Source organism: Shewanella sp. N2AIL, assembly GCF_022690845.1.
Classification (GTDB): Bacteria; Pseudomonadota; Gammaproteobacteria; order Enterobacterales; family Shewanellaceae; genus Shewanella; species Shewanella baltica.
The window spans coordinates 135496-148547 of record NZ_JALBYT010000003.1; the positions used below are offsets into that span (position 1 = coordinate 135496).

Genomic DNA, 13052 nt, shown 5'->3' on the forward strand with positions numbered 1-13052 from the left:
TTCCCGACAGAAATTAGATGATGATAAGTTCACCATGCAAAGCTCCTGCCACTTTTAACGCTTCCAGTATTGCTAACACATCTGAGGGGGCTGCACCGACCAAGTTAACCGCTCTAACCAGCTCATCCAGCGTAGTGCCAGGATTAAACATAAACATACGGCGGTCACTTTCTGTCGCTGTAATCGTACTATTGCTCGTGACAGTTGTTTGACCATTGGCCAAGGCGTTTGGCTGTGAAACCTGGGTTGCCTCAGCAATCGTGACGGTCATGCCGCCATGGGTAATCGCCGCTGGGAGTAAGCGCACGTTTTGCCCAACCACTATGGTTCCAGTACGTGAGTTAACGATCACTTTGGCAGATTCTTCTGCGGGGATAACATCGAGGTTTTCAAGCGTTGCTAAAAAAGACACCCGTTGTGATACATCACGCGGAGCACTGACCTGCACAGATGTTGCGTCTAAAGGACGCGCCATATCAGGGCCTAATAGCTCATTAATCGCATCGGCCATCCGTTGTGCGGTAGAAAAATCAGAACGACGTAAGTTAAACGTCAAATAATCGCCGGTTGAAAATGGGGTCGCCACACTGCGCTCGACAATCGCGCCATTGGGTATACGGCCAACAGTTGGAGTATTTTGGATCACCTTTGAACCATCTAAACCATCGGCACTAAAACCACTCACCACTAAGCTGCCTTGGGCTATCGCATACACATTACCGTCAACGCCTTTCAAAAAGGTTTGCAATAAGGTGCCGCCGCGTAAACTTTTGGCTTCGCCTAAGCTAGATACGGTGACGTCAAGATCTTGACCCGGTTTTATAAAGGCTGGCATATCGGCGTGTACGGCAACCACAGCGACGTTTTTAATCTTTGGTTTGACGTTGTCAGGAAGATTAATGCCGAAATTCTTCAGCATAGTCATAAAGGTTTGTTCGGTATAACTGGTTTTTTCACCCGTTCCCGGCAAACCAACCACTAAGCCATAACCGATCAACTGGTTACTGCGTACGCCCTGCACATTGGCAATATCTTTAATTCGTTCAGCCTGACTAGGTAGAGAAAACACTAGCACTGCAACGGCTAACACCAGTTTATATTTCATGATACGACTCCTTAGAAGGGCCACCAGTCGCTCATAAAGAACTGGCTTAACCAGCCCACTTTTTGAGCATCTGCGAAAGTGCCAGTGCCACTGTATTGAATACGGGCATTGGCCATTCGCGTTGAATCGATAGTGTTATCAGGTTTAATGTCCTGCGAGCGAACCAGACCTGTGACGCGAATAAACTCATCACCGTTGTTAATTGAGATCCATTTTTCACCACGGATCACTAAGCTGCCGTTGTTCAGCACTTGCATCACGTTTGCCGAGATGCTGCCATCTAAACTATTGCTCTGATCCGCATCCGATTCACGCTTAGTGTTCATGCTATCTTTATAACGTAAATCAATTGGCACTCCGCCAATGGACACATTACTACCACCAGCAAAAATGGGATCTAAGCTCATGTCAGAGCCTTTTTTGATCTGATTGCCTGCACTCTTCTTAGCTTGAGTCGACTCTTTCAAAACGATAGTGATAATGTCGCCAACTTTGTGAGCACGTATATCCGAATACAAGCTAGATGCTTGACTGTCTTGGTAAATAGAACCAGTCGCGGCAATTTTTGTCGGCGGTGCCTCTGGGTATACCGGCGCATAAAAGGGATCATCCGCAAGGGGTTTCTTTTGCGTCGAGCTACAAGCTGCAAGCAATAACGCGACGGCCAACACAAGATATCTAGCCATGATGTTTGCCTCTATAAATTCTGAGTCACGTAAGACAGCATCTGATCTACCGCTGAAATCACTTTGGAGTTCATCTCGTAAATGCGCTGACTTTCGATAAGGTTCACAAGTTCTTCGGTCACGTTAACGTTAGAGGTTTCTAAGGCGCCTTGGCGAATCGCTCCCATGCCATCTAACGAAGCAGTACCTTGAATTGGCGTGCCACTCGCACCAGTTTCCGTGTATAGGTTTTGTCCCATAGGATCCAGACCCGATGGATTAATAAAATCCGTCATAGTCAACTGACCCACAACTTGGTTCTCTGCTGTACCTGGGGTTTTCACTGAAACTTCACCCTCAGCGGAAACGGTAATACTAGTCGCATTGTCAGGAATCGTGATCGCGGGTTGCAGCAAGTAGCCAGAACCTGGCGTCACAATCTGGCCCGTATCGTCTAAGGTAAACTGACCATTTCGAGTATAGGCCGCAGTACCATCGGGTAGCTGGATTTCAAAAAAACCTGGGCCCTCAATCATCAGATCCAATGAGTTATCCGTAGTCAGCATGTTGCCTTGGGTAAACATTTTCTGTGTGGCGACGACTTTGGTACCCGCACCTATGTTTAATCCATTAGGTAACTTAGTGTTAGAAGCGCTGACACCGCCCGCTTGGTTAACTGTTTGGTAAAGCAAATCTTCAAATACTGCGCGACTTTTCTTATAGCCCACAGTGCTGGCGTTCGCCACGTTGTTCGAGATCACCGCAATGTCAGTTTGCTGTGCGTCTAAGCCAGTTTTACTAATCCATAACGCCGGATGCATAATCTATCTCCTAACTAATACGCATTAATGAAGATGAAGCGCGATCATTTTCTTCCGCGGTTTTCATCATCTTGACTTGCAATTCAAACTGACGCTGAAGGTCAATCAAAGACACCATTTCATCGACAGGATTTACGTTACTGCCTTCCACTGCGCCACTTTCAACTGCGACGAAAGGATCAGCTGGTGCAGGTTCACCTGACATTTGTCGAAATAATCCATCTTCACCACGCATCATCTGCGCATTGCCGGGATTAACGAGTTTCAAGCGACCAACTTCTTCCACCACTTCAGCGGTAGCGCCCTGAGGTCGAACAGAAATAATGCCATCCTGAGAAATTGAAACTTTCTCGATAGGGAGCGGCAACACTATGGGACCGGCATCCCCCATAACAGGATTTCCCCTGTCATTGTGTAGTAAACCCGTAGAGTCGAAACTTAAACTGCCAGCGCGGGTATAGGCTTCACTGCCATCTTTTGCCTGCACGGCAAACCAGCCGTCGCCTTTAATGGCAACATCGAGATCTCGTCCGGTCGTTTTTATTGGACCTGAGCGAAAATTTGCTGACGGAGACTCTGTCATCGCAAACACCCTTGTAGGCAATCCTTCACCGAAGGCCTGCATCGAGCGAGCTTGCGCCATATCGGATTTGAAACCGTCGGTATTCGCGTTGGCTAAGTTGTTCGCACGGAGCGCCAGCTCATTCATATTTTGCTTGGCGCCACTCATGGCGACATAAAGGAATTTGTCCACAGACTGCTCCGTCAAATTTTCTACATGACAATAGCAAAGCAATCATCGTGCCAACAAAATTGACGTTTAATTTACTGATAGAATTGAAGAATAGGAAAATGAAGTGAATTGACAGCTAGATAAAGGCTAAGTGTTGCCACTGGCGGCAACACTTAGTCAAACAATGTAATGATTAGCGAATTTGTAATACGGTTTGTTGCAGCGTGTTGTTCACTTCAAGGGTACGAGAGTTCGCTTGGAAGTTACGCTGCGCCGAAATTAAATCGACCAGTTCAGTGGTCAAATCGATGTTCGATTGCTCTAACGCCGATGAACTGATGCTACCAAAAGTACCACTGTTTGCCTCCCCCGCTAATGCCTGACCTGAGGCTAAACTGGCTTTCCATGAAGTATTACCCACTTGCGTTAAACCTTGTTCGTTAGCAAAACGGGCCAAGGCAACGCGGGCTAAAGCAACTGTCGAACCGTTAGAATAACTGGCAGTAACAAGACCATCAGCACCAATTTCGACGTTAGATAAACGGCCTACCGTCGTACCATCTTGCTTCAATTCAGTTGCCGCAAAAGGATCTGCATATTGAGTTGGCGCATTAAACTTCACAGTTAATGTTTGAGTACCATCCGCTCCAGCGCCTAATACACCAGCTGGTTTATTACCAAGTGGCTCCGTGGTAATCACGGTAGGATTACTTTCGATATAGGCCCCAACTGAGTTGAACTTCAGCACAGATCCCGTCCAGCCACCAGCAGTTTGCGCTGAAACACCACCACCGCCCGCAACCGTTGGCACATCTGGACTACCATCTTTATCTATATCTACATCATATTTACCAGCAGGGCCATTTAAATCAACGGGGAGTTCACCTATCGCATAAAAAGCCACCCAGTTGTTCTCACCATTATATGCACCGTCTTTAGGCTTCACAAAATACGTCGTCATGATGTGTGACTCACCGAGAGAGTCATAAATAGTCATTGAAGTCGCATTGTTATAAGTTTTTGGATCTTTAGGATCAAATAAAGCAGGATCTAGGGCTTCAGCTTTAGCATTTAAGTTCATTTGTAAAGTGACATTCTCAGTCTTTACTGGACTACCCGCAAAATCAGGAATTTGTACAGGCTTAGCCGTGGTTAAGCTCACTGATGTTGAGTTACCGTCTTTATCAACAGGAAAAGTTTGTAAATAGTTGCCAGCCGAATCCACCATGTAATTGTTAGAATCTACTTTAAATGCCCCTGCACGGGTAAATGAATGGTCTAGGCTACCAATTTCAGAAGCTGTGACAAAGAAGCCACCGCCCTTAATCGCCATATCAAGGGAGTTACTCGTCAGCTGTAAGCTGCCTTGATGGAATTGCTGGGCCACTTGACTCGTCGCCACACCACCACCCACGGCAGTCTTAGCATTTGAAAAGATAGAATTAGCGTATACATCCGCAAATTCAGCACGGGATTCTTTAAAGCCAATGGTGTTCGCATTCGCAATGTTGTTCGCCGTGGTGTTTAAATCTTTCTGTGCGGCGGCAATGCCACTCAATGCAATGTTAAACGACATAATTCACCTCTACATTTGACTCAATTCAATTGCGGGCGACAAACGCCCAATTCGGATTCTATAAAAACTATTTTTGTGTGAACTTAAGTTTCAGACACAGCTAATACGTCGGTTAACTTGATCCCCATACCGCCTCTCAAATTGAGAATGGCGCCAGTACTGGCCGTCCCTAAAGAAACGCTGCTCACATGGGCATAGGTTGAAACGGGTAATTCTTGGGATTGCCCATCCACTAAACCACTCGCCTTAATCGTATAGTTACCTGCGACCACTGGCTGGCCATTTTTATCTAAACCATCCCAGTTCACATCGACGTTACCACCATCACTTCCATCGACTTTAAAGGTGGCTACGACTTGACCCTTTTCATCCTCTACGCGCACTGAGAGCTCAGGTATTTTACTCGGTGTACTGATCACCCCTTTCATCGTTGGGCTTTCTGCTGAAATATTACCAGTATCGGTTGGGATCAAAACCTTACGACCAACAAGTCCCGATGCCTGCAGTGCTTGGCTCGACGTCATAACACTGTTTAAGTTAACAATTTCATCATTTAACTTACCGATACCGTCAACGGTCGAAAATGATGCCATCTGCGCAATCATTTGATCGTTGTCGACAGGCTTAAAAGGGTCCTGCATCGATAACTGTTGGCTTAATAACGAGAAAAAGTCATCTTGAGTTAACTGTTGGCTTTTAGCTTCCGGTACTATCGAATCTTTTGGCAAACGTATGCCATCAAGAAACGGATTGCCCGTTGAGCTGGTTGATGAATTGGTCGTAACAGCATTTGACTGACTCTTATTTTGAGCCGTCTGCGCCGAGGCTTGGTTAATTTGATTAATGAGGCTCACAGCTTACCTCCTAAGTAACACATGTTATTTACCCATCCCAAGTGTTTGTTGCAGCATAGACTTAGCTGCTTCAGCGACCTGAACATTCATTTGATATGAGCGCGAAGCAGAAATCATATCTGCCATTTCTTCCATGACATTAACATTCGGTTTATAAATAAAGCCGTCCGCATCCGCCATTGGATGATCGGGCGAGTATTCTTTTAGTAGTGGTTTATCACTTTCAACAATGCCTTTTACCGCAACACCTTGAGAGGCTTGTTGCTGACTTTGCGCTTTGGCCATTTCAGCTTCAAAAATAGGATGACGGGAACGATAGGTCTTATCTACGCTACTCGAGACGGAATCAGCGTTAGCTATGTTACTCGCAGTGGTGTTCAACCTGACCGATTGAGCCGACATTCCCGAGCCAGCAACATCAAATATGCTAAATAAACTCATGATTAATCCCCTCTCAGCGCTTTCTTCATGCCACTAAACTTACTGTCTAAAAAGCCTAATGACATTTGATATTCAAGGGCATTTTGCATGAATGCCGATTGTTCCTGTTGGATATCAACGGTATTGCCATCACCGGTATCGGGTTGATTTGGCACACGGAACTTAACAAATTGACCCGTCAACTCAGCAAGACCAAAATGCTTGTCTGACTCTTGCATTTCAAGACTATTACGCTGCTGTTGTTGGCCACGGGCGGCCTGCATTGCCGCAGAAAAATCAACATCACGGGCTTTATAATGTGGCGTATCGGCGTTAGCGATATTGCTCGAAATGACTTCAGCTCGCTGCGCTCTAATACCGAGAGTGTACTGATGCACACCCAGTGCATTATCAAAATTGATCGCCATAAAATTGCCTCCTCGTGTTACTCACGGAAATAAAGCAATTCATGTGCCAACATAGTGGAATAATGAGAATAACAATAGGGATGAGCAAGTGATGGGTAAAAAATTACCGACAAATGTCGGTAATTTTCTTTAAAGAAGCAAACTTAAGTCTTTTTCTGGTAATAAATCCCAGGATTACAACGGACCATGTCAAACTCATCCGTTAAACCAGCTATAGATTCAGAAGCACCAAGAAATAAGATCCCTTTGGGATTAAGAGCGGCAGCGAATTGCCGCAAAATTTTTGCCTTTGCCTCAGGCGCAAAATAAATCAGCACATTGCGGCAAAAAATAATGTCGAACTTACCAAGTAAGCTATAACTCTCAAGCAGATTATGTGCCCTAAAGTTCACTAAACGCTTAACATTATCCTTTAACTTCATATTGCCTGAAGGCAAAGCATCAAAAAACTGACGCTTACGCTCCTCGGATAAACCGCGCGCTAATGCCAAACTATCGTACTCAGCATTTTTGCAACGTTCCAACATGGAAGGCGATAAATCCGTGGCTTGAATTGACGCACTACCCGCAAGCGCACCAGGCTTCTTTTGTTGATACTCAAGAATCGTCATCGCCAGTGAATAGGGTTCTTGCCCAGACGAACACGCGGCCGACCAAATCTTAAGTGGACGACCTAAACGACTGTACTCAGGTAACAAAACGTTATGCAATAACTCAAATGGATAACGATCACGAAACCAGAGGGTTTCATTAGTCGTCATAGCATCGATCACTTCAGCCCGAAGCGCACGTTCCGTTGGCTTCATCGAATGCTTAACCACATCAGATAAGGATGGCAGGTTATATTTCCCCATCAGAGGAGCTAGACGACTGCGCACCAGATATTGCTTATTTTCACCCAGTACGATGCCGCTGTGTTGCTCTAAGAACAACCTAAATTGATTATATTCAGCTTCAGCGAGTGATTTATTTGGCACATTCACATCCTAAATCCTATAGCAAGCACCAAAATCAGTGCGAAACCATCATGTTATAAAGTCGAGATTATAGCGTAAAGCGTATCTAGGTACTAACTACTGCACTTACAAACTTAAGTGTTTATTCACGGCAGCAGCCAGTTCGTCGGGATTAAACTTAGCGATAAAGTCATTGGCCCCCACTTTTTGAACCATTGCCTGATTGAATACACCACTTAACGACGTGTGCAGTACCACTTTAATATGCTTGAGCTTAGGATCATCTCGGATCTCAGCGGTCAGGGTATAACCATCCATTTCAGGCATCTCAATGTCTGAGATAATGAGAGGGATTTCATCGGCAACATTGTCCATTTCTTTGGCGATTTCTTTAAGCTTATCTAATGCTTCTCGACCATCTTTTGCGGTATCAATTTGTAAGTTCAATGACTCGAGTGAACGAATAATTTGCTTACGCGCCACGGCAGAATCATCGATAACCATAATATGGTAATGCTGGGTTCTGTCGAGGGTCAGCTTTTCATTGGCTTCTTCACTGATAGCGGTTTTAACCGGTGAAATCTCATCTAAGATTTTTTCTACATCGAGAATTTCAACCAATTCACCTTCAATCTCAGTTACAGCCGTCAGATAAGAATAACGACCGGCACCTTGCGGCGGAGGCATAATCGCTTCCCAATTCATGTTGATAATCCGCTCAACAGAACTGACCAAGAAACCTTGAACGCTACGGTTATATTCAGAAATAATGATGAAACAGTTTTCAGTACTCGCTAAAGGTCTACCACCTGTTGCCGCACTCAGATCAATAACTGAAATAGTCGTACCGCGAATATGCGCGACACCTTTAACATAAGGATTAAGTTTAGGCAAAGTTGTCAGTGGCGGGCACTGCAGTACTTCTTTCACCTTAAACACGTTAATCCCAAACCGTTGACGACCGTTTAATTTAAAAAGCAGCAATTCTAAACGGTTTTGACCAACGAGCTGGGTTCGTTTGTTGACTGAATCAAGAATACTCGACATAACTCTGCCTTGTTGTTCTGTTTATGTACGGCCCTATGACTCGTTTGAGTATAGGCATATTAATTGCTTACGTCTTATCTATCGATAAACATAGTCGAAACTGAGTCAATCTTCTGACAGTGATGCAAATTATTATTACAGTGGTCAGCTTCGAACTTGATAAAAGTATAGGTGCATTCTGGCGTTACAAGCTAGTCTCTTCATTATGAAAGTAAATTTAGTCTGTTTTTTTAGTGTTTTCGCCCTCTTCATGCCCGCTTTTGCGAGTGCAGAGCCTATTGTTCCCACCGTATCGGCCATCTCAGAATTAGCTAAAGCGCTTATTTCAGAAAAGATATCCGTGCCCGCTAATGCCAAAGTCGATATTTCGCCGCAAATAGTTGACGCAAGAATGCTGCCGTCACAATGTTCGTCGCCGATTAAGGTTGAATTGGCTAGTGACAGGGAAATTAGCCGTAATAACACCCTAAAAGTCAGCTGCGATACGCAAGAGCTCGCTTACCCTTGGCAAATTTATATCTCGGTTAGAGTGGATATTTTATTCCCCGTTGTTGTCACAACTGAAACCTTAGCACCTGGCGAACTCATCTCCCCTAGCCAAGTTGAAATCCGTTACATTGAGCAAAATAGTTTACGAGGCGCTGAGTTTGATGACCCAAGTAAATTAGCAGGTGTACGAGTAAAACGACGCGTCTCGAAGGATTATCCTATATTGAGCAATAACTTATGCTTCGTGTGTAAAAACGACTCGGTATCTATTTATGTTCGTTCTAACTCATTCGAACTTAAAACTGCGGGCGAAGCCCTACAAGATGGCAATAAAGGCGATCGGATCAGAGTCAAAAATAGCAGTTCAAACAAAGAACTAGATGCTATAGTCACGGGCATTGGCGAAGTTGAAGTAAGAATGTAAAATAATCTAAAGCTTTTTTATAAGCTGCCGATACCCCAGTTAAGAAATCCCGTACACACGACGCTGGAGCCGAAAATGGCAATTGATATTAGCAAACTCAACACTGCAACGACCACACAAGTTCGTTCAGGTGCAACTAAAACTAGCAGCGATCAATCTGCTCAAGTTGCCACAAAATCGACAACACCACAAAGAAGCGACTCAGTGGTGATTACAGCGCAAGCGCAACAACTTCAAGGAGCTCAGACTAAAATGGCGAGCCTTCCTGAAGTTGATCAAAAGAAAGTGGCCGAAATTAAACAGGCTATCGCCGAAGGCCGCTATAAAATTGACCCTGAAAAGTTGGCTGCCAATATTGCAAGTTTTGAAGCCGAACTTAATGACTTGAATAAAGAGTAACTATGACTGAAATAGCTAAACTGGTAGATCTACAACACGCCCATTTGGCTGTTCTTAAGCAAATCATACTCAAGGAAAAAGGCGCTTTGGTTGACCAAAACGCCGATTTACTGATTTCTCTTGCTAACGAAAAATCACAATGTCTGAAAGAACTCAAGACTAATGACGATATTCTGGCAAACCACACTGATAAGTCTCAACTCACTCAGCAAACCGAACTCGTGCATAAAATGGCCGTTGTCAAAGACGCCTTAACTGAATGCAAAGAACTGAACGATCAAAATGCCAGTTTAATTGAGATGAATTTAGCCAGTCTCAATCGCTTCGCTCAAGCTTTACAAGCCAGCAGAAACGCCTCCAGCCTTACGTATAACGATAAAGGCAAGACCTCAACTATCTCAAGTTTAGGTAATGATTTAAAGGCCTAACAGGCGCATCAATTCCCACTCTGTATTTCCCGCTTCTAAGCTCTGCTCTGATTAAAGATTAGACTTTGATACTTGTGCAGAAAAAGAAAAGCCGCATAACTACTCGCATAGTACGCGGCTCAATAGAGTCATGTAGAAATGACTAGAAATACGTGACTTCTTTCACTCGCTGTGGACGACTCTGTTGCTGATACAGCGCCCATACCTGTGAAAAATCCAGTTCTAACTCAGTGACATAATGATCGCCAGCCGGATAACTCTTAACGACCCGCGCCCCACGGATCACGCCAGAAACCGACGCTTTAACATTATCGTCCGTCAACATCCAATCACTGACACTGCTGTTTGCCGTTATTTTCTGCCCATAAACTTGTTCTGCTAATTCACGATAGGCCACAATTTTTGATGCTTGCATGGCCATCAACACTCTTTGTGATTGCTCTTTAGCCGGTTGAGTCGCTAAGGGCGCATATCCTATGGCCGTTAACTTAGGAAAACTCGGCGGCGGCACATCTTCCCATTGCACATATCTATCTTTAGCAGCGCAGCCAGTTAGCATTAGCGCCGCAATAACTAAAAGGTAGCGTTTCATTTTCCATCTCCTAAAACACGCACTTCATTCATGCCTGGACTCGCCTGACGATATAAGATGCCATTTTGTGACACAATTTGCTCCGAAGGCTGCATGTAGTTTGCCAACTCTTTTTGAGTCACAAAAGTTTGAGAGGCCGATACCACACGATTGTTACTTATGTTCACAATCCGAGTATTGATCGACATACCATTGGTAACTGGGCTCATAGTCGATACAACAAGATGCTCAACGGGAAGATTTTTCGACAATTGTTGCCAATCTCGCGTCAAAATAAAATCCCCATTAGCCGTCACTCTCAAGCCATCAGCTAAATTTAAATCCACTACATTAAACTGAAAGCTATGGAGCGACGTCATTAATCCTTGCTGTAACTGCTGCGCCAACGCATTTGTGCCATTCATGTCACCCACTAATACTGGGGTTGCGACGACAATTGGTTGATCAGAACGCAGAGCATCATTTTGCTTAACGAGCTCTGTCACAATTCGCTGTGCTAAATGGTTGATCACTGCCGTTGGCGGCAACCCATTGCCATCCACTAAACTCGGCTTTGGCGGTGTAACCGATTTAGCCACACATCCACCTAACATCAGTAATGTTAAGGGAATTATCACACGCTTTAGCATTGGATTTACCTCATCTATGGGTGTACTGGCAATTAAATCACTCACACTCTATGCGTCTCATTTTTGTGAGTAACAAAAGCCAGCAATCTTCGGACCAAAATTGCTCCAGCCCGACAATATTATGCTCATACGCTGTATATCGACTGCGCCAATGGAAACTTTATCGAAAACTCTCGTTACTCAGGCATGAAATTTGCTTTGTCGGTATATTAGATTAAGTGTCAGGAAACTGGCTCGATTAGCAAGCTCGCCAATAGCTTAGCGATAAGGATTGTATTGATGCACATACCACGTTCAGCTTCGCTCATCATTTTGAGCCTTGCACTGCTGTCTTTGCCTACTCGGGCCGAATGGATAGAAGCCAGTGGTGAAGCGACTATCATCAATGGTAATACGGCTCAAGCAAGGGAAGAAGCGATTAATCAAGCCGTTAGCTATGCTACATTAAGCACGGGCATTCAAATATCCAGTGAACAACAAACCTCTAACGGAAACCTTACACAAAATAATTTTGCGATAAATCGCAACGCCCAAGCTATCAGCATCCAACTCGTTAGCGAACGAATCCAGGGAAACAAAATTTATGTGTCCTTACGACTCGATCTAAATGATGATCCTACGCAGCAGTGTCCAAATGGACAATTAAAGGCCGCGATTTTAATTCCTCAAGCACAAATCAAAGATCGTACTCAGCTCAGATATGGGCAGCTTTCCGGTTTTGAAGAAGTTATTTCCGAAAAACTAGGCAGTGTTATAGAAGATTACTCTTCCACAGGTTTTAGCCACACTCACGCTAAAGAGCTGCTCGATATTAAACAAGATCTAGTGGATATTCGCGGTTATCGACTCCCAAGCTGGCTCAGTGAAATTACCGACAGCCAATATATCCTCCAACCACAAATTATGGATATCTCAATGGAGCCAGTGCAGGCAACCTTCCTAGGATTTTGGGATGAAGCTCCACTCAGGCAATTCCAGTTCAAACTTAGCCTCTATCATGGGATCAGTGGCGAAGAAGTTTGGAGTAAAAGCTACAGCACATCGGCGCCATGGGAATTTGAAGAACAAGCCATTATTGCCCCGAATACGGACAGATTCTGGCGATCATCCTATGGCAAAAATATTACTAAATTAATGCAACAGGCTACCCACGATTTGGACAGCACACTCAATTGCAGACCCTTACTCGGCCAAGTCGTGAGCCGCCAAGCGGACAGGATCATTTTAAATCTCGGCCGTAAACATGGCATTCGTGTCGGGGATAAATTCCAAGTCGTATTACAGCAAAACCTACCCGATCGACTCAATGAAATGCGCGCCGTCGCAACCAAAAGCCGAGCCACGGTAAAAATCGAACAAGTGAGTGAAGAAAGCTCTACAGCAGTACTTTTAGACCAAAATGCAGCTTACAATGTGCAGATAAACGACATAGCGCTTAAGATTTAAGCAACTAAATCATAAGCCTTTTAATCAGAGATAAAACCAG

16 protein-coding genes are annotated in these 13052 nt (G+C 44.5%); 4 read left to right on the plus strand and 12 right to left on the minus strand.

The genetic code is table 11. The annotated features are described in order from the left end of the window. Nucleotides 1–13 precede the first annotated feature (13 nt). The 10 genes from MO387_RS03685 to MO387_RS03730 all read right to left on the minus strand — a co-directional run bounded on the left by MO387_RS03685 (nt 14) and on the right by MO387_RS03730 (nt 8605). Nucleotides 14–1105 (minus strand): flagellar basal body P-ring protein FlgI, encoded by a 1092-nt coding sequence (locus MO387_RS03685; RefSeq protein ID WP_006082420.1) that lies wholly within the window; start codon nt 1103–1105, stop codon nt 14–16. Nucleotides 1106–1116: 11 nt separating this feature from the next. Continuing rightward, a complete protein-coding gene (gene flgH, locus MO387_RS03690) occupies nt 1117–1791 on the minus strand; it encodes a flagellar basal body L-ring protein FlgH (RefSeq protein ID WP_006082421.1) in 675 nt (224 codons plus the stop codon). Between the two features lie 11 nt (nt 1792–1802). Beyond that, the gene (gene flgG, locus MO387_RS03695; protein WP_006085642.1) at nt 1803–2591 is read right to left on the minus strand and encodes a flagellar basal-body rod protein FlgG; all 789 of its coding nucleotides are present in this window, start codon (nt 2589–2591) and stop codon (nt 1803–1805) included. A gap of 10 nt (nt 2592–2601) precedes the next feature. Next, the gene (gene flgF, locus MO387_RS03700) at nt 2602–3345 is read right to left on the minus strand and encodes a flagellar basal-body rod protein FlgF (RefSeq protein ID WP_242326040.1); all 744 of its coding nucleotides are present in this window, start codon (nt 3343–3345) and stop codon (nt 2602–2604) included. 172 nt (nt 3346–3517) lie between these two features. Next, complete coding sequence (gene flgE, locus MO387_RS03705) at nt 3518–4900, minus strand: flagellar hook protein FlgE (protein ID WP_242326041.1); 1383 nt, start codon at nt 4898–4900, stop codon at nt 3518–3520. 83 nt (nt 4901–4983) lie between these two features. Continuing rightward, nucleotides 4984–5754: a flagellar hook assembly protein FlgD gene (flgD, locus tag MO387_RS03710; RefSeq protein WP_242326042.1), complete on the minus strand. Its 771-nt coding sequence runs from the start codon at nt 5752–5754 to the stop codon at nt 4984–4986. A 24-nt stretch (nt 5755–5778) separates the two neighbouring features. After that, complete coding sequence (gene flgC, locus MO387_RS03715) at nt 5779–6195, minus strand: flagellar basal body rod protein FlgC (RefSeq protein ID WP_006085646.1); 417 nt, start codon at nt 6193–6195, stop codon at nt 5779–5781. 2 nt (nt 6196–6197) lie between these two features. Beyond that, nucleotides 6198–6602: a flagellar basal body rod protein FlgB gene (flgB, locus tag MO387_RS03720; RefSeq protein ID WP_006082429.1), complete on the minus strand. Its 405-nt coding sequence runs from the start codon at nt 6600–6602 to the stop codon at nt 6198–6200. A 143-nt stretch (nt 6603–6745) separates the two neighbouring features. Next, nucleotides 6746–7585 (minus strand): protein-glutamate O-methyltransferase CheR, encoded by an 840-nt coding sequence (locus tag MO387_RS03725; protein ID WP_006082430.1) that lies wholly within the window; start codon nt 7583–7585, stop codon nt 6746–6748. Between the two features lie 99 nt (nt 7586–7684). Next, nucleotides 7685–8605, minus strand: a complete 921-nt coding sequence (locus MO387_RS03730; protein ID WP_006082431.1) for a chemotaxis protein CheV — start codon at nt 8603–8605, stop codon at nt 7685–7687. Nucleotides 8606–8810: 205 nt separating this feature from the next. Here MO387_RS03730 and flgA point away from each other — a divergent pair, with 205 nt between their 5' ends. The 3 genes from flgA (at nt 8811) to MO387_RS03745 (ending at nt 10345) form a co-directional block, all read left to right on the plus strand. Further along, nucleotides 8811–9518: a flagellar basal body P-ring formation chaperone FlgA gene (flgA, locus tag MO387_RS03735; RefSeq protein ID WP_006082432.1), complete on the plus strand. Its 708-nt coding sequence runs from the start codon at nt 8811–8813 to the stop codon at nt 9516–9518. A 75-nt stretch (nt 9519–9593) separates the two neighbouring features. Continuing rightward, complete coding sequence (gene flgM / locus MO387_RS03740; RefSeq protein WP_006082433.1) at nt 9594–9917, plus strand: flagellar biosynthesis anti-sigma factor FlgM; 324 nt, start codon at nt 9594–9596, stop codon at nt 9915–9917. 2 nt (nt 9918–9919) lie between these two features. Then, nucleotides 9920–10345: a flagellar protein FlgN gene (locus MO387_RS03745; protein WP_242326043.1), complete on the plus strand. Its 426-nt coding sequence runs from the start codon at nt 9920–9922 to the stop codon at nt 10343–10345. Between the two features lie 142 nt (nt 10346–10487). Here MO387_RS03745 and MO387_RS03750 read toward each other — a convergent pair whose 3' ends face one another. Together MO387_RS03750 and MO387_RS03755 are read right to left on the minus strand one after the other, a co-directional pair. Continuing rightward, nucleotides 10488–10937: an LPP20 family lipoprotein gene (locus MO387_RS03750; protein ID WP_006085649.1), complete on the minus strand. Its 450-nt coding sequence runs from the start codon at nt 10935–10937 to the stop codon at nt 10488–10490. Next, on the minus strand, nt 10934–11566 hold the full coding sequence (locus MO387_RS03755) for a FlgO family outer membrane protein (protein ID WP_242326057.1): 633 nt from the start codon (nt 11564–11566) through the stop codon (nt 10934–10936). Before MO387_RS03755 ends, MO387_RS03750 begins: the two co-directional genes overlap by 4 nt. A 279-nt stretch (nt 11567–11845) precedes the next feature. Here MO387_RS03755 and MO387_RS03760 point away from each other — a divergent pair, with 279 nt between their 5' ends. Beyond that, entirely contained in the window at nt 11846–13012 is a 1167-nt protein-coding gene (locus MO387_RS03760; RefSeq protein WP_126491497.1) for a flagellar assembly protein FlgT, read from the plus strand. The last annotated feature ends 40 nt before the right edge of the window (nt 13013–13052 follow it).